A 15,697-nucleotide genomic window follows, 5' to 3' on the forward strand; every position below is an offset into this window, starting at 1 on the left:
GCGAGGAATGCCATGAGCACTGACATGAAATTTCTGATCGTCGATGACTTCTCGACCATGCGCCGCATCGTGCGCGGTCTGCTGAAGGAGATCGGCTACAACAATGCCGAAGAGGCCGAGGATGGCGTGGAAGCGCTGAGCATGCTGAAGCAGTCGAAGTACGACTTCGTCGTCAGCGACATCAATATGCCCAATATGACGGGCTTCGAACTGCTCAAGGCCATCAAGGAAGATCCCAATCTGAAGCACCTGCCGGTGCTGATGGTGACGGCCGAGGCGCGCAAGGAAGACATCGTGCTGGCGGCCCAGAGCGGCGCGGCCGGCTACATCGTTAAACCATTCACCAAGGCCACCCTGGAAGAAAAAGTCCAGAAGATCATGCAAAAGCTGGCCGCTGCGGCCTGACCAACTCCATTTTCCGGGAGCCCTTTATGAAAATGGAAGAACTGTCCAAGCTGCATACCGGCACCGACCCGCTGACGGTCTCGCCCGAGGTATTCCAGCAGATCGGCACCATCACGCGTGTGCTGCACGACACCATGCAGCAGCTGGGCGTGATGCCCAAGCTGCAGGTGGCCACCGACGGGTTGCCCGATGCACGCAGCCGCCTGAGCTATATCGCCACCAAGACGGCCGAGGCTGCCAACAAGGTGCTGAACTCGGTGGACCAGGCCAAGGCCGAGCATGCGCGCATCACCTCGGCCACCGCCGAGATGGCCAAGGCCATCACCGCCGATCCGGTCAAGGCCGTGGCCAGCGGCGCGGTGTTCAACTTCGTGAAGCAGGTGGAGGACTCCACCGCGCATATCGACCAGCATCTGACCGACATCATGATGGCGCAGGACTTCCATGACCTCACCGGTCAGGTGGTGGCCAAGGTCGTGACCCTGGCCAATGATCTGGAAGACAGTCTGGTGAAGCTGCTGGTCTCGGTGGTGCCGCCCGAGCAGCGCGAGAAGGTCGATCCCAACATCCTGCAAGGCCCCGTGGTCAACCCCGAGGGGCGCACCGATGTGGTCAGCAACCAGGGCGAAGTGGACGATCTGCTCGCCAGCCTGGGGTTCTGATGCCTGTGCCGGCCTAGCCGGTCGAGGGGGGTGGTCGAAATGACCGGCCGAATCCCCCCGCTTTTCTCGCTCAAGAACGAGCCCTGAACGGCCAAGATGGCGGCACGCGCTTCTCGCGTGCATCACGCCATGGCCGACCAAGACGCACAAGACAGAAACTTACCGGCCTCAGCCAAGAAGATCAAACGATCTCGGGCCGAGGGCCAGCTGCCGCGTTCGCGTGACCTGGTGCATTTCGCCATGATGGTCACCGCCGGTGTGATGCTCAGCGTGGGCGCCCCGCAGGCGCTGGACTGGCTGCAGCAACTGGTGCGCGAGGGCCTGCGCTTCGACGCGCAACTGCTGGCGCGTCCAGGTTTCATGGGCGAGCGCCTCGCCGATATGGGCCTGCGTGCCCTGCTGGTGATACTGCCGGTGGGCGGGGTGCTGAGCCTGGCCGCGGTGGCCAGCAATCTGGCCCTGGGTGGCTGGAACATGACCTTCAAGCCGCTCGCGCCCAAGTTCTCGCACCTCAACCCGATCGCCGGCCTGGCAAGGCTGTTCCAGTGGCAGGGCCTGGGCCAGGCGCTCAAGGCCTGCCTGCTGGCCCTGGTGCTGGGCGTGGTGGGCGCGCTGGTGCTGAAGGACCGCATGGCCTCCTACGTCGGCATCATGTCGGTGCCGCTGCCGGCGGCGCTGGCCTATGCGGGGCAGCAGCTGATGTCGGGTTTGGCGATGCTGGGCATCGCACTGGCGCTGTTCGCCCTCATCGACGTGCCGCTGCAGTACCAGAGCTATATGAAGCGCCTGCGCATGTCCCGCGAGGAAGTGAAGCAGGAAATGAAGGAGGTCGAGGGCAATCTGGAGATGAAGGCCAAGATGCGCGCCAAGATGCGCGAGATGGCCAAGCGCCGCATGATGGCTGCCGTCCCCAAGGCCGACCTGGTGGTGATGAATCCCACCCACTTCGCCGTCGCGCTCAAGTACGACGAGACCAGCATGGCCGCGCCCAAGGTGGTGGCCAAGGGGGCCGACACGCTGGCCTTCAAGATCCGCGACCTCGCCAAGGAGGCCAAGGTGCCGGTGCTGCAGTCGCCGATGCTGGCGCGCGCGCTCTACGCCCATGCCGAACTCGACCGCGAGATCCCGGCCGCGCTGTTTGCCGCGGTGGCCCAGGTGCTGGCCTATGTGTTCCAGCTGCGCGCCGCCATGGCCGGGCACGGCACGGCGCCGCAGCAGATGCCCAACCCGCAGGTGCCGCCCGAGCTGGATCCGCTCAACAAGCCTGTGCCCCCGCGCGACGACGACCTGGAGTTTGAACAAGCATCATGAACGCGCTGATCGCTCAACTGCAGGCCCTTCTGGGACCACGTGCCGCCGTCATCGCTGCCCTGGGCGCGCCGCTGGCGGTGATCCTGATCCTGTCGATGATGGTGCTGCCGCTGCCACCCTTCGCGCTGGACCTGCTGTTCACCTTCAACATCGCGATGGCGGTGATGGTGATGATGGTGGCCGCGCATATGCTGCGGCCGCTGGACTTCGCGGCCTTCCCGACCGTGCTGCTGCTCACCACCCTGATGCGGCTCTCGCTCAACGTGGCCTCCACCCGCGTGGTGCTGCTGGAGGGTCATACCGGCACCGGCGCGGCTGGCAAGGTGATCGAGTCCTTCGGTCACTTCCTGATCGGCGGCAACTTCGCGGTCGGCCTGATCGTGTTCGCCATCCTGGTGGTGATCAACTTCATTGTGGTGACCAAGGGTGCCGAGCGCATCGCCGAGGTCGGCGCGCGCTTCACCCTGGATGCGATGCCCGGCAAGCAGATGGCGGTGGACGCCGACCTGAACGCGGGCCTGATCGACGAGAAGGAGGCCAAGCGCCGCCGCGCCGAGCTCAGCGACGAGGCCGACTTCTTCGGCTCCATGGACGGTGCCAGCAAGTTCGTGCGCGGCGATGCCGTGGCCGGCATCCTGATCCTGTTCATCAACATCGTCGGCGGCTTCATCATCGGTGTGGCTCAGCATGGCCTGACGGCCGGCCAGGCCGCCAATTCCTACATCCTGCTGGCGGTCGGCGACGCGCTGGTGGCCCAGGTGCCGGCGCTGCTGATCTCGGTGGCCGCCGCCATGGTGGTGTCGCGCGTCGGCAAGGACAAGGACATCGGCAGCATGATCGGCCGCCAGGTGTTCGGCTCGGCCAAGAGCCTGGCCATCACCGCCGGCGTGATCGGCATGCTGGGCCTGATCCCAGGCATGCCGCATCTGGTGTTCCTGCTGATCGCATCCTGCATGGGCTGGCTGGCCTGGTGGCTGCGGAGCAAGCAGCAGGCCGAGGCCGCCCGCGCCCGGGCACCGGCGCCGGTGGCCGCACCGATCGAGAACGCCGAGGCCAGCTGGGACGACCTGGTGCCGGTGGACACCCTGGGCCTGGAGGTCGGCTACCGCCTCATCACCCTGGTGGACAAGAACAAGGAGGGCGATCTGCTCTCGCGCATCAAGGGCGTGCGGCGCAAGTTCGCGCAGGAGGTCGGCTTCCTGCCGCCGGCCGTGCATATCCGCGACAACCTGGAGCTGCGCCCCAGCCAGTACCGCCTGACCCTGCGCGGTGCCGTGATCGGCGAGGCCGAGGCCTATCCCGGCATGTGGCTCGCGATCAACCCCGGCCACGCGACCCAGCGCCTGATCGGCACCCAGACCACCGATCCCGCCTTCGGACTGCCGGCGGTATGGATCGAAGACCGCCAGCGCGATATGGCCCAAATGGCGGGATTTACCGTGGTTGATTGTTCGACCGTGATTGCCACCCATCTCTCACACTTGATGCAAGTCCACGCGGCCCGTTTGCTGGGCCGGGTGGAGACGCAGCAACTGGTGGACCACCTCACCAAGCTGCAACCGCAACTGATCGAAGACGTGATACCCAAAATGGTCGGCATCGCAACCCTGCAACGCGTGCTCCAGCTGCTGCTGGAGGAGGGCGTGCACATCCGCGATATGCGCTCCATCGTCGAATCGATCGCCGAGAACGCCGCCGGCCCCGGCGCCGTCAGCGACCCGGCCGAGCTGGCCCGCCGCATCCGTACCCATATCGCCCCGGCCATCGTGCAGCAGATCTACGGCCCGGTGAAGGAGCTGGACGTGATCGCGCTGGAACCCGAGCTGGAGCGCCTGGTGACCCAGGCCCTGAACTCGCCGCATGGCGCCGCGCTGGACCCCGGCGTGGCCGACACCCTGGCGCGCAGCGCCGCCGAGAACACCCAGGCCCAGGAAGAGCGCGGCGTGCCCGCCTGCCTGCTGGTGCCCGACCTGATCCGCGCGCCGATGGCGCGCCTGCTGCGCCGTGCCGCCCCGCGCCTGAAGGTGCTGGGCCATAGCGAGATTCCTGAAACCCACACCATACGCATCGGCTCGATCATCGGAGGCACGGCATGAATGTGAAGCGCTTTACCGCCCGCACCTCCCGCGAGGCCATGGCCCTGGTGCGCCAGGCCTTCGGCGACGACGCCGTTGTGCTCTCCAACAAGCCCTGCGCCGAAGGCGTGGAGGTGCTGGCCATGGCCCCCGAGGGCATGAGCCAGATCGAACGCGTGGCCGCCACCGCGCCGCGCGTCAGCGGCCCCAGCCGCGTCGCCGCGCGCCCGGCGCCGGCGCCGCAGGCAGCTGCCGAAGCCCCGCGCGGCAAGCTGGCGTCACGCATTGCCGAGCGCCATGAGCCTGGTTTCGGCAGCAACGAGGTCAGCGAGGATGTAAACACCCTGGCGATGAGCACCCTGTCCTTCCAGGACTATGTGCGCGAGCGCATGCTCAAGCGCCGCCAGGCCGAGCTGCAGGGTCAGCAGGACCCGATGCTGGCCGATGACAAGGCCGCCGATGCCGTGGAGGCCGAAGGCGTCAGCTCGCTGGCCGCGATCCGTCAGCAGCGCGCCCAGGCCGCTATGCAGGCCATGAACGCGCGCCGTATCGATGCCGCAGCGCCGGCCGCCGCGCCGCGCGTGCCGCCGGTGCTGCGCGACGAAATCCGCATGCCCGGTGTGCGGAAGGCGCTCACCGAGATGCCCAGCCTGTCCGACATCCCAAGCGCCTCGCGCCGCGACCAGCAGGACATGATGAACGAGCTGCGCTCGATGAAGGGCATGATCGAGGAGCGTTTCGGCGCCCTGGCCTTCATGGAAAAGCTGCAGCGCCAGCCGGCGCAGGCGCGCCTGACCCAGCGCCTGCTGGAAGTGGGCTTCTCGCCCGCGCTGGTGCGCAAGCTGGTGGAGGGCTGCCCGGCCCACTACGGGAATGGGTCTGAGGACAAGGCCGGCTCGCCCGACGAGAACCAATGGGCCACCCATGTGCTGGCGCGCAATCTGCTCACCGACGAGGCGATGCCGGCGCTGGAAGAGCAGGGCGGCGTGTTTGCCATGATCGGTTCCACCGGCGTGGGCAAGACCACCACCACCGCCAAGATCGCCGCCGCCTTTGCCACCCGCCATGGCGCCGGCCAGCTGGGCCTGATCACCCTGGACGCCTACCGGGTCGGCGCGCACGAACAGCTGCGCGCCTATGGCCGCATCCTGGGCGTGCCGGTGCACACCGCGCATGACCGCGCCTCGCTGGAAGACCTGCTGGAGCTGCTCAGCGCCAAGAAGATGGTGCTGATCGACACCGCGGGCATGGCCCAGCGCGACACCCGCACCCGCGAGCTGCTGGATATGCTTGCGCACGCCAGCGTGAAGAAGATCCTGGTGGTGAACGCGGCCCAGCAGGGCGAGACCATCGACGATGTGGTGAGCGCCTGGCGCGCCAACGAATGCCAGGGCGTCGTGCTCTCCAAGATCGACGAGGCCGTCAAGCTGGGGCCCGCGCTGGACACCATGATCCGCCACAAGCTGCGCATCATCGGCGTGGCCAATGGCCAGCGCGTGCCGGAAGACTGGCACCGCCTCTCTGCGCCGGCCCTGGTGCAACGCGCCATGCGCAGCCAGCCGACCGCCGCCTGGCGCATGGATAACGCCGACGTGAACCTGATTTTTGCAGGGGGCCCTGCGCTGGCCGCCGGCATGCCGGCCGCCATGGGCGTCCACTGAAACCCAGACCAAGAAGTAACCCCAAGCAGGTGACTCTCATGCGCAACCACAGCACTCCCCCGCAAGACCAGGCCGACGGCCTGCGCAAGCTCTTCGCCAGCTCCCGCGTGCGCTTCGTGCCGGTGGTCAGCAACCCCCATGTGGTGGGCGGCGGTGCCCTGCTGGAAGGCCTGTGCGCGGCCTTCGCCGAGCTTGGCCTGCACACCCTGGTGATCGACGCCGGCGAGCAGGCGCCGCAGCCCGGCGAGCTCGCCGCGGTGGACCTGGGCTCCTGTGTGGAGCGCCTCTCCAAGCATGTCTCCTACCTGGCCGCGCGCGGCCTGCCGATGCGCTATATCAATGCCAACGGCTCGGCCGCCCAGTTCCTGGAAGTGGTGACCGACGCCGCGCCCTATGCCGATGTGGTGCTGCTGCATGCCAGCGCCGCGGAACTGGCGCGGGTAGTGGCTTCCCGGGAGGTGCGCCCGGTGCTCTTGGCAGATACTGACACCATGAGTGTCACCCACGCCTATGCCGGCATGAAGTGGCTGGCGCAACGCGCCGGCCTGATGGTCTACAGCCTCTTGCTGGCCTGCTCGCCCCAGCTGCGCCTGGCCGATCGCATCGCCGCGCAGATCAGCAGCTGCGGCGATGGCTTTCTGGGCGCGGTGCTGCGCGACTGGGCCTGCCTGGATCCGCGCATGCCCGCCAGCAGCCCGATGACGCCCGAGCTGCGCCACCTGGCGCGCGAACTCCTGATTGCCGCACCGCCCGGCATGGTGGCCGAGTCCGCCGCCGATGCCATGCCTCTGCGTCCGCGCGCCATGTGGCAGCGCCGTCCAGCCACCGTCCCGGCCCAGGGCCTGGTGATGGCCGCCAACTGATAAGCTGGAGCCGATGATGTATACCGCCAAAGGTCGCCTCGACAACTCCTCCCTGATCAAGCAGTACAGCCCCTTGGTGCGACGCCTGGCGCACCAGATGATTGCCAAGCTGCCGGCCAATGTCGAGCTGGACGATCTGATCCAGGTGGGCCTGATCGGCCTGACCGACGCGCTCTCGCGCTTCGACGTGGGCCAGGGCGTGCAGTTCGAAACCTTCGCCACCCAGCGCATCCGCGGCGCCATGCTCGACGAGCTGCGCGGCGGCGACTGGATGAGCCGCGGCACGCGCCGCCAGCAGCGCAGCATCGAGCAAGCGGTGCACAAGCTCGAGCAGAAGCTCGGCCGCGCGCCGCAGGAGTCGGAGATCGCCGTCGAGATGGGCGTGAGCCTCACCGAGTACCAGGAGTTGCTCGGCAAGGTGCGTGGCACCCAGCTGGTCTATCTGGAAGACATGAGCGGCGACGACGGCGACGAGGACTACCTCGACCGCCATGTGGCCGACGACAGCAACAACCCGATGGCCCTCTTGCAGGACCACCGCATGCGCCAGGCCCTGGTGGCCGCGATCAAGAACCTGCCCGAGCGCGAGCAGTACGTGATGAGCATGTACTACGAGCACGACATGAACCTGAAGGAAATCGCCGCGGTGCTCAAGGTCACCGAGTCGCGCGTCTGCCAGCTGCACAGCCAGGCGATCGCGCGTTTGCGTGTGAAATTGCGCGAGTGGTGAAGCGCCGCCGCGCCGGGTAAGCTGGCCGTCAGCTGGGCGGCGCGGCCGGCCCCACAATGCCCCCGTTCATCACCATGGGGGACAGCGATGTTGCAGTGGGGCCGCCACAAGGATTCTGAGCAGCAGCCGGCGCAGCCGGGCGAACGGCAGGGCGTGGCCTCGCCATCGCTGGTGCAGCATCTGGCGCGCAGCATGTCCTCGCTGGGCAAGGACGCCGCCGAGGTGCGCGGCGCGCTCGAAGACACCCAGAAAGTAGTCGCCGCCCAGGCCCAGGCCATGGCGGCCGTCTCCACCGAGCTGGGCCAGGTGCAGCAGTCGCAGCTGGCGATCGCCTCCGCCACCGAACTCACCCGCGCCGCCGTCACGCGTGCCCGCCAGGCTCTGGAGCAGGTCGGCAACGAGGTTGGGGGCATCGTGCAGACCCTGCATCAGGTGTCCGACGCCGCCTCCGAGATCACCAAGATCGCGCTGCAGACACGGCTGGTGGCCTTCAATGCCTCGGTCGAGGCCAAGCGTGCCGGCGAAGCCGGGCGCGGCTTTGGTGTGGTGGCCGATGCGGTCAAGGCGCTGGCGGCCCAGGTCGAGAGTTCGTCCAAGTCCATCATGGGCACGGTGGCGCAACTGGACGCGCGCGTCGACAAGTTCAGCCGCGAACTGCGCAGCGAGGCTGGCGGTGGCAGCGGCGGCGGTAACAGCAGCATCCACCAGGCCTTTGCCGAGGTGGAGCAGGACGTGGGCCGCATCGCCGGCTCGGCGCAGCAGAGCCAGCAGACCACCTTGCAGCTGGCGCAGCGCTCGGGCGAGCTGGAGCGCGAGGTGCAGCAGGCAATGCGTTATCTGGATGCCGCCTTTGCCTGCAGCGACCGCTTCCTGCGCCTGTCCGAGGAGTTGATCGAGCGCATCGCCGATTCGGGCGTGGAGGTGGAGGACGCGCTCTATATCCGCGGCGCCCAGGAAGCGGCGCGCGAGATCGCCGACCAGCTGGAGCAGGCCCTGGCCGCGCGCCAGATCAGCGAGGCCCAGCTCTTCGACGAGCGCTACAAGCCCATGGCCGGCACCAACCCGCCGCAGCACCTGACCGAGTTCGTCGGCCTTGCCGACCGCCTCTTCCCGGCCGTGCAGGAACGCATGTTGAAACTCAGCGACAAGGTGGTGTACTGCATCGCGGTGGACCGCAACGGCTATGTGGCCACGCACAACAAGCGTTATTGCCAGCCCCAGCGGCCCGGTGACCTGGTGTGGAACACCGCCAACAGCCGCTACCGCCGCATCTTCAACGACCGCACCGGCCTGGCCTCGGCGCGCAACCAGCGGCCCTTTCTCTTGCAGACCTACCGCCGCGACATGGGTGGTGGCAAGTTCGTGCTGCTCAAGGAGGCCTCGGCGCCCATCATGGTGGGTGGCCGGCATTGGGGCGGGCTGCGCCTCGCCTTCGGCTTCTAGCGCGAGCCTAGTCGACGATGCAGGCCCGGTTCTTGCCCGTGCGCTTGGCCTCGTACAGGCCCTCGTCGGCGCGGTCCAGCGCCTCTTCGAGCTTTTCGCCCAGGCGGTAGAGCGTGATGCCGGCCGAGAAGGTCACGAACACGTCCTTGCCCTCGTGCATAAAAAGCGCCGCGGAGAGCGAGCGCTGCAGGCGCGTCAGCACCTGCTGTGCCTCGTCCAGCGGGGTGCGCGGCAGCATCAGCACGAACTCCTCGCCGCCGTAGCGCGCCACCAAATCGCCCGGGCGCAGCATCTGCGTCACGCGCGCGGCCAATGAGCTCAGCGCGACGTCGCCGGCCGCATGGCCCAGGGTGTCGTTGAGTTTCTTGAAGTTGTCGACGTCCAGCAGCGCCAGCGCGAGCGCCGAGCCTTCGCGCTCCAGCTTGGCCTGCTCGGTGTTGAAGGCGGCCTCCAGGCCACGGCGATTCGCGATCTTGGTGAGCTGATCGGTCTGCACCTCGTTGGAAAGCTTGCGCAGCTCGTCCTCCAGCTCGTCTACGCGCCTGGAGAGGCTGGAGGCGCGCTCATGCTCGCCGCTCAGGCGCGCCTGGGTGGCCTGCACCAGGCCTTGCACGCTGCGGCTTTCCTCCACCATCTCGCGCACCACGCCGGCCAGGCTCTCGATGCTGTCGGCGCGCTCGATCACCTCGGCATAACGCCCCACGTTGTCGCTGAAACGGTCGGTGTGCTGTCCCAGCTCGGCCAGCTCGGCCAGCATCTGGTGGATCAGGGTCTTGAGCGAATCGCGCGCCTTGCGGCGCTCCTCGCGCAAGGCGCGCTGGCGCCGGCGCGTGCCGCCCAGCATCTCGTCCACCATGCGCACCACGCGTGAGCTAACGCCTTGCTCCAGCGCCTCGCTCATGGCCTCGCATTGGCCGCGCGCCCAGGAATCGTCTTCGGCCAACTCCACCATGCTGGCGCTGAGCTCCTTGCACAGTGCGCCCAACTGCCCGAACAGATGGTGGCGATGGTCCAGCATGCGGCGCGCGCGCTGGCACAGGGCCTCCATGGCCTCGGCGCGTTGCGGCGTGGCGCCATGCGCGCGCACCTCGGCCAGGCAGGCTTCGAGTTCGTGCTTGAGCGCGTCGGCGCGCTCGTCCAGCGCCGGCAAGGCATGCTGGACGGTCTGGTGCAGGCTCTGGCCCAGTTGCGGCCATGCCTGCAGCCCCGGCGCGGGCGGCGCGCTGGTGTCCAGTGCCTGTTCTTCCTCGCTGAAGAACTGGCTGGGCGTGCCACCCGGCTCCTCGTCCTGCAGTGCGTCGACGCTGGTGTCGCTGACATCGCTGTCCCAGCTCGCCACCAGCTGGCGCAAGCGGTTCACGAGGCGCTGCGGATCGTTGCGATTGCTCTCCAGCACGCGCGCCAGCCCATCCTTCTTGCGTGCCAGTGTCCATTGGCGGCCGCCGCGCTCCAAGCCGCGTACCAGGCGTTCGGTGACGCTGGCCATGGCCTCGGCAATCACCGCCGGTCCGCTGCTTTGCTGGATGCGCTCCAGCACCTTGATGGCTTCGTCCCAGCGGCCCGCGCGCAGCATGGCGTTGAGGTCCTGGCGTGCCTGCAACTCGTTCACGCCGATCGCCAGCAGCTTGGCCAGCACCGGCTGGCCACGTTCGGGCCAGCCGTCGCTGGGGCCCGCGGGGGCGGCATCGCCAGCCTCGGCCGCATAGGCGCGCGCATAGTTCTCGGGCGTGGGCTCGAGCTTGTCCAGCATCAGCCGGCGCAGCGCGCCCTTGGCCAGTTGCGCTGGTGGCTGCGGACTGCGTTTGCCCTCGTCCATCAGCGCTGCTGGCCGCTGATGGGCCGCATCAGTTCACTCGCCACCGCATCCTCGGCGCTGGCCTGGGCGATCCAGGGCGCCTTGCGCGGCAGCACGGTCTGGGCCAGCCAGCGCTCCAGGTCATCGGGCGCCAGCGGCTTGCTGAACAGAAAGCCCTGCATCACGCTGCAACCGAGGCGGTGCAAGACCTCCATCTGGCGCAGCGTCTCGACGCCCTCGGCGATCACGCGCAGGCCCAGCGAGCGCGCCAAGGCGATGATGGCGGTGACCACCGCCGAGCTCTGCGGCGTGATGCCCAGGTCGCGCACGAAGCTGCGATCGATCTTCACCTCGGAGATCGGCAGGGTGGTGAGGTAGGCCAGCGATGAATAGCCGGTGCCGAAGTCGTCGATGGAGATTTCCACGCCGACCTCGTTCAAGCGGTGCAGCGCCGGGATGACGTTCTGCAAATCCTTCATCAGGCCGGTCTCGGTGATCTCCAGCTGGATCGCGCGGTGCGGCACACCGTAGGCGCTGACGCATTGGTGGATATGCTCGACCAGGTCGGAGCGCTCGAACAGGCGGTTCGGCAGGTTCACCGCGATCGAATCGCTGAAGCCGAAATTGAGCTGCCAGACCTTGGCCTGGCGCGCCGCCTCGCGCAGCGCCCATTCCGAGAGAGGCACGATCAGGCCGGTCTCCTCGGCCAGCGGGATGAAGTCGCCCGGCGGTACCAGCTTGTCGCCGCGCTGCCAGCGCATCAGCGCCTCGGCGCCGACCATGCGGGCGCCGCGCACATCGATCTTGGGCTGGTAGTGCAAGACGATCTCGTCGCGTTCGATGGCCTTGTGCAGGGCCGATTCGAGCTCCAGCTTCTCGCGCCCGCGGCCCGCCAGCATGGGGGTGTAGAGCGCCGAGGCATTGCGGCCCTGGCTCTTCACCGCATACATGGCGACGTCGGAATTGCGCAGCAGGTCGGCCATGGTGAGGCCGTCGCGCGGGTAGATGGCGATGCCGACGCTGGCGGTGACGAAGCATTCCTGGCCCGCGATGAAGATGGGCTCGCGCATGGCGTCCAGCACGCGCTGCGCCACCCGCTCGGCATCGCGCTCGTCGGCCACCTCGGGCAGCAGGGCGACGAACTCGTCGCCGCCCAGCCGGCCCACCGCCTCCAGCGTGCGGTGCGAACGCCCGCCCACCGATTCCAGCATGCCCTCCATCACTTGGTCGGAGTGGCGCACGCAGGCGCGCAGGCGCCGGCCCACTTCCATCAGCAACTCGTCGCCGGCGGCGTGTCCCAGGGTGTCGTTGATGACCTTGAAGCGGTCCAGGTCGATCAGCAGCAGGCCCACCTCATGGCCGACGCGGCGCGCCTGTTCGATGGCGCGCTCGGCGCGCCAGATCAGCTGGCGGCGGTTCGGCAGGCCGGTGAGGGCATCGAAATTCGCCAGTTGGCGGATCTTGTCCTCGGCCATGCGGCGGTCGGTCACGTCCTGCAGGATGCCGGTATAGCCGCTGGCGTTGCCATGTTCGTTGAACTCGGGCTCGGCCTCGATATGGATGACGCGCGAACGCCCGTCCAGCAGCGTCACGGGCAGGTCGGTCACCAGCACCGAATTGTGCGCGATGACGTCGCGCAAGAGGCGCATGAACAGCATGCGCTCCTCGCGCGGCACCATGCGCATCACGCTGATGAAGTCCAGATGCTCATGCGGCCCATGGCCGAACACGCGCAGCGCCTCGTTGGCGAGGGTGAAATGGCCCACGCCGCGGTGCCACTCGAAGCTGCCCATGCGTGCCAGGTCTTGCGCGCGCGCCAGGCGCGCCTTGCTGCGCTCCAGCTCGATGCGGGTGCGCGAGCTGCGCAGCAGGTAGCGCAGGCGCCCGGCCAGCAGGCTCCATTGGGTGGACTTGACGAAGAAGTCGGTCGCGCCCACCTGGTAGGCGCGCGTGATGGAGGCATCGTCGTCCAGGCCGGTGAGCATCAGCACCGGGGTGGATTCGAAGCCGGGCATCTCCCGCAGGCGCTGGCAGGTCTCGAAGCCGTCGAGCTCGGGCATCATGGCGTCGAGCACGATCACGTCGGGCGACCATTCGCCAATCACCTTCAGGGCCTCGGCGCCGCCGGTGGCCTCGGTGATGTCGAAGCCGCGCTCGCGCAGGGCAATCGCGGTGAGCAGGAGGTTGACCTCGTCGTCGTCGACCAGCAGCACCCGTGCCTGCTCGGGCAGGTCGGCGTCCAGGCTTTGATCTACTGCATTCATTGCGGACCCGTCAAAAGCTCGCTCAGGGCATGGCGCACACGTTCCACCTCGTCCTGCATGCCGTCGAGTAGCGAGTCTAGGCCCTCGGACTGGTTGTTGCGCACCATCGCCTCAATATCGGCGCAACGCCTTGACAGCTCCATGGCACCGAGGCTGGCCGAGGAGGATTTTAGGGTGTGGGCCACATGCCGCACCGCAGCCAGGTCCGGCGTTGCGCCGGCACGGGCCTGGGCCAGCTCGGGCAGCAGGCGCTCCAGCGATTTCAGGAAGGCCTGCACGACGCGCTGCAGCAACTGGTTCCTACCGTCCGGGTCGAGTTCGCGCAAACGCGCCAGCGCCTGGCTGTCGAGCAGGGCGGGCGCACCGGACATGGGTTCGGGTGTGGCAGTCATGGTGCGTCCCTCAAGCGGGCTGGGGTCGGCATTGGCATCGGTGGGCGAAGAGGCGGCGTCAGGAATGCTGAGCGTTAGCATGTCGAGCAACTGGCTTTGTCGGACGGGTTTGGGCAGGTAGCCATCAAAGCCATGCTGTCGCAAGCGCAGTTCATCGCCGTCCAGGGCGTTGGCCGTGACCGCCACCACCTTGGTGCTGGGCGGGCACAAAAACCTGAACTGCTGCGTCGGTCCCTTGCGGAACCAGCTCAAGGCCTCCATGCCGTCCATACCCGGCATGTGGATGTCCATCATCACCAGGTCGAACTGCTCCTCGCACAATGCCTGCAAGCCGCTCAGCGCGTCCGCACAAAGGCGTACACGGCAACCCAGCTGCAGCAGCATTTCTCGGATAACTTCTTGATTGGTCTCATTGTCTTCGACTACAAGAATGGAGCGTCCGGAAAAGGGCGTCAATCCGGATGTTCGCTGAGCGCCGTGGGCATCCGTCAATTCCTTCTCGATCGGCGCTTCCAGCGGCAGGCTCACGGTGATGCATGAGCCGACGCCCGGCGTGCTGAGCGCATGGATCCGCCCCCCCATCAGCTTGACCAAGCCCTGCGCAATGCTCAGGCCAAGGCCGCTGCCCTCGTGCGGGCGTGCCAGGCTGGCGTTGCCCTGGGTAAAGGCCGAGAACAGGCGCGGCAGATCCTCGGCCGCCATGCCGATGCCGCTGTCCTGCACATGGAAATGCAACTGCTCGGCGTCGACTTCAAGCTTGAGCCTGACCTCGCCGCGCGCGGTGAATTTGATGGCGTTGTCGAGCAGCTTGTCGAGCAGCTGCGACAGGCGCAGCGCATCGGCCTGGATCTCCAGTGGCAGGCCCGCGCCGCATTCGAGCAGCAGCCGCAGGCCCTTGGCGCGCGCCGCCGGCGCGTGTTGTGCGAGCAGCGTTTCGGCCAGCAGGCGCGGCGAGCATGCGTCCAGCGCCAGCGCCAGCTGGCCCGACTCGGCCTGGGCGAAGTCCAGCACATTGTTGATCTGGCGCAGCAGGGTCTCGGCGCTGCGGAAGGCGGCCTGGGCATAGCCGCGCTGCTCGTCCTGCAGCGGCGTGCCGAGCAGCAACTGGGTCATGCCCATGATGCCGTTCATGGGAGTGCGCATCTCGTGGCTCATATTTGCCATAAAGGCGCTCTTGGCCTGGCTGGCGGCCTCCGCCAGATCGCGCGCGCGCTGCAACTCGGCCTGGCGGGCCTGCTCGTCGCTGACGTCGGCAAGGATGCCGTAGACCAGCGACTGGCCATGGGCATGCGGTTGCAGCCGCGTGCGCAGCCGCACCCAGCGCAGGCCCTTGGCGGGGTGCAGGATGCGCAGCACCATGTCGCTGGGCTGGCCCTCGGCCTGGGCCTGCAGGCGGCGCGCGTATAGCGCACGATCGTCGGGGTGTACGCGCTGCTCGAACAGCTGCGGTGCCTTGCGCAGCTCGCTGGGCGTCAAGCCCAGGGTGTCGAGCAGCAGCGGCGAGCTGAAATGAAGGCGGTCCCAGCTGGGGGTGGTGACGAACAGGCATTCGCGCACCGAGTCGGTGACCTCGCGAAAACGCGTGTCGCTTTCCTGCAGCGCCCGCTCGAGCTGGCGCTTGGCGCTGGCGTCCTGCAGGCTGATCAGGCCCACCGCCCGGCGCGCGCCGGTCCAACTGACCAGGCTGCGCTGCACCTGCAGCCAGCGCAGCCCGAAGGCGGTCTGCAGGCGCAGGTCTTCGCGCCCGGCCTGGCGTGCGCCCTCCAGTTGGCGCCAGCGCGCCGGCTGGCACAGCTCGGCCAACGCCGGGTCCAGATGCTGGCTGGCCGCATGACCCAGCACCTGGGCGCGGCGCAGCACTAGCAGGCGCTCGGCCTCTCGGTTCAGATGCAGGATGCGCGCCACGCTGGTCTCGATCACCAGCACGCCCAGCGGCAGCTGGTCCGCGATCGCCTGGATCTCGGGCGAGGCACGCAGCAGCGCCGGCGTGTGGCCGGCGGGCTCCTCGTCGGGGCTCCATTCGATGGGCTCGGGTGTTGTCATTGGGTGTTGCAAGCCTGTCCCTGTGCGTGGACCCGGGGTCAGGTCATGCGGGT

11 protein-coding genes are annotated in these 15,697 nt (G+C 67.8%); 8 read left to right on the plus strand and 3 right to left on the minus strand.

Annotation, left to right across the window (positions count from 1 at the left end):
* Nucleotides 1–12 precede the first annotated feature (12 nt).
* The 8 genes from cheY (at nt 13) to WG898_RS05115 (ending at nt 9,150) form a co-directional block, all read left to right on the plus strand.
* Complete coding sequence (cheY, locus tag WG898_RS05080) at nt 13–405, plus strand: chemotaxis response regulator CheY (protein WP_339601679.1); 393 nt, start codon at nt 13–15, stop codon at nt 403–405.
* 26 nt (nt 406–431) lie between these two features.
* On the plus strand, nt 432–1,067 hold the full coding sequence (locus tag WG898_RS05085; protein ID WP_339601680.1) for a protein phosphatase CheZ: 636 nt from the start codon (nt 432–434) through the stop codon (nt 1,065–1,067).
* A gap of 129 nt (nt 1,068–1,196) precedes the next feature.
* Nucleotides 1,197–2,378: an EscU/YscU/HrcU family type III secretion system export apparatus switch protein gene (locus tag WG898_RS05090; protein ID WP_339601681.1), complete on the plus strand. Its 1,182-nt coding sequence runs from the start codon at nt 1,197–1,199 to the stop codon at nt 2,376–2,378.
* Nucleotides 2,375–4,474, plus strand: a complete 2,100-nt coding sequence (gene flhA / locus WG898_RS05095) for a flagellar biosynthesis protein FlhA (RefSeq protein WP_339601682.1) — start codon at nt 2,375–2,377, stop codon at nt 4,472–4,474. The genes WG898_RS05090 and flhA overlap by 4 nt, the downstream gene beginning before the upstream one ends.
* Entirely contained in the window at nt 4,471–6,114 is a 1,644-nt protein-coding gene (gene flhF, locus WG898_RS05100) for a flagellar biosynthesis GTPase FlhF (protein WP_339601683.1), read from the plus strand. Before flhA ends, flhF begins: the two co-directional genes overlap by 4 nt.
* A 38-nt stretch (nt 6,115–6,152) precedes the next feature.
* Complete coding sequence (locus WG898_RS05105; protein WP_339601684.1) at nt 6,153–6,977, plus strand: MinD/ParA family ATP-binding protein; 825 nt, start codon at nt 6,153–6,155, stop codon at nt 6,975–6,977.
* Nucleotides 6,978–6,993: 16 nt separating this feature from the next.
* The gene (locus tag WG898_RS05110) at nt 6,994–7,707 is read left to right on the plus strand and encodes an RNA polymerase sigma factor FliA (RefSeq protein ID WP_339601685.1); all 714 of its coding nucleotides are present in this window, start codon (nt 6,994–6,996) and stop codon (nt 7,705–7,707) included.
* Between the two features lie 87 nt (nt 7,708–7,794).
* Nucleotides 7,795–9,150 (plus strand): methyl-accepting chemotaxis protein, encoded by a 1,356-nt coding sequence (locus WG898_RS05115; RefSeq protein WP_339601686.1) that lies wholly within the window; start codon nt 7,795–7,797, stop codon nt 9,148–9,150.
* A 7-nt stretch (nt 9,151–9,157) separates the two neighbouring features.
* On the opposite strand, the gene WG898_RS05120 is transcribed toward WG898_RS05115, so the two are convergent.
* From WG898_RS05120 to WG898_RS05130, 3 genes are read right to left on the minus strand one after another with little or no spacing between them, the layout of a single operon-like run.
* Nucleotides 9,158–10,966, minus strand: coding sequence for a diguanylate cyclase domain-containing protein (locus tag WG898_RS05120; protein WP_339601687.1), 1,809 nt, complete (start codon nt 10,964–10,966; stop codon nt 9,158–9,160).
* Nucleotides 10,966–13,209: a two-component system response regulator gene (locus tag WG898_RS05125; RefSeq protein ID WP_339601688.1), complete on the minus strand. Its 2,244-nt coding sequence runs from the start codon at nt 13,207–13,209 to the stop codon at nt 10,966–10,968. The genes WG898_RS05120 and WG898_RS05125 overlap by 1 nt, the downstream gene beginning before the upstream one ends.
* Complete coding sequence (locus WG898_RS05130; RefSeq protein ID WP_339601689.1) at nt 13,206–15,644, minus strand: hybrid sensor histidine kinase/response regulator; 2,439 nt, start codon at nt 15,642–15,644, stop codon at nt 13,206–13,208. The genes WG898_RS05125 and WG898_RS05130 overlap by 4 nt, the downstream gene beginning before the upstream one ends.
* Between the last annotated feature and the right edge of the window lie 53 nt (nt 15,645–15,697).

It is taken from the genome of Paucibacter soli (genome assembly GCF_037482845.1).
Lineage (GTDB): Bacteria > Pseudomonadota > Gammaproteobacteria > Burkholderiales > Burkholderiaceae_C > Paucibacter_B > Paucibacter_B soli.